The following is a 1,253-nucleotide window of genomic DNA, read 5'->3' on the forward strand; positions in this document are numbered from 1 at the left end:
CGCCAGTTCGTCGAAGGCGGCTGGCAGGGGCTGCAGCATCCGGCCGAGTACGATGGCCAGGGGCTGCCGAAGCTGATCGCGACGCCGTGCATCGAGATGCTGAACGCCGCGAACCTGTCGTTCGCGCTGTGTCCGCTGCTCACCGACGGCGCGATCGAGGCGCTGCTGACGGCCGGCACCGACGAGCAGAAGCAGCGCTACGTGCCGAAGCTGATCTCGGGCGAATGGACCGGCACGATGAACCTGACCGAGCCGCAGGCGGGCTCCGACCTCGCGCTGGTGCGCTCGCGCGCCGAGCCGCAGGGCGACGGCACGTACAAGGTGTTCGGCACGAAGATCTTCATCACGTGGGGCGAGCACGACATGGCGGACAACATCGTCCACCTGGTGCTGGCGCGCACGCCGAACGCGCCGGAAGGCGTGAAGGGCATCTCGCTGTTCATCGTGCCGAAGTTCATGGTCAACGCGGACGGGTCGCTGGGCGCGCGCAACGACGTGCACTGCGTGTCGATCGAGCACAAGCTCGGGATCAAGGCGAGCCCGACGGCGGTGCTGCAGTACGGCGATCACGGCGGGGCGATCGGTTACCTCGTGGGCGAGGAGAACCGCGGCCTCGAATACATGTTCATCATGATGAACGCGGCGCGCTTCGGCGTCGGGATGCAGGGGATCGGCGTGGCCGACCGCGCGTACCAGAAGGCAGCGGCATTCGCGAAGGAGCGCGTGCAGAGCCGCCCGGTGGACGGCTCGGCCAGGCAGTCGGTGACGATCATCCATCACCCGGACGTGCGGCGGATGCTCGGCACGATGCGCGCGCTGACCGAAGGCGCGCGGGCGCTGGCGTACGTGGCGGCGTCGCACAGCGACATGGCCCACCGCCATGCGGACGAGGCGACGCGGGCGCGTCATCAGGCGATCTACGAGTATCTGGTGCCGGTGGTGAAGGGCTGGAGCACGGAGATGGTGAACGACGTGGCGAGCCTGGGCGTGCAGGTGCACGGCGGGATGGGCTTCATCGAGGAGACGGGCGCGGCGCAGTACTACCGCGATGCGCGGATCCTGGCGATCTACGAAGGGACGACGGCGATCCAGGCGAACGACCTGGTGGGCCGCAAGACGATGCGCGACGGGGGCGCGGTGGCGAAGGGGCTGCTCGCGGAGATCGACGCCACGGTGGCGGCGCTGGGCAAGCTGGACGGTGCGGCGGCCGCGTCGATGAAGGTACAGCTGGAGAAAGGTGCCCGCGCGCTGGC

At 69.1% G+C, this 1,253-nt stretch carries 1 protein-coding gene; it reads left to right on the forward strand.

Annotated features, from left to right (window positions below; all coding sequences use genetic code 11):
* Positions 1–1,253: acyl-CoA dehydrogenase family protein (locus tag HWX00_RS36530; RefSeq protein ID WP_175868204.1), on the forward strand; the 1,253-nt coding region annotated here is incomplete at both ends.

Source organism: Burkholderia seminalis DSM 23518, assembly GCF_902832885.1.
Taxonomy (GTDB): domain Bacteria; phylum Pseudomonadota; class Gammaproteobacteria; order Burkholderiales; family Burkholderiaceae; genus Burkholderia; species Burkholderia seminalis.